Genomic DNA, 241 nt, shown 5'->3' with positions numbered 1-241 from the left:
GCGTCGGCGTCATCGCCGGTGACATCGACACCCGCGTCGCGCAGTTCGAGGACCTGCTCGGCTCCCGCGTCGAGGCCGTCGCCGGCCGCATCGAGAGCAGCGGCCGCCAGGCCAGCGAGGACCTGATGTCCCGCGCCGAGCTGCTGTCGTCGAGCATCAAGTCCCATGTCGAGGACGCCGAGCGCTCGCTGACCAACCTCGTGGTCAACACCAGCGAAACCATCCAGACCGGCGCGCGCAC

At 70.1% G+C, this 241-nt stretch carries 1 protein-coding gene; it reads left to right on the top strand.

All coding sequences use genetic code 11. The annotated features are described in order from the left end of the window. A partial coding sequence (locus tag ACZ6JE_RS15525; protein ID WP_464319529.1) for a hypothetical protein occupies positions 1–241 on the top strand: 241 nt, incomplete at both ends.

The sequence above is a fragment of the Frigoribacterium sp. AC759 genome, from assembly GCF_979256015.1.
Note: the sequence above shows the minus strand (reverse complement) of the source record. Positions and strands in the feature narration are given on the sequence as shown.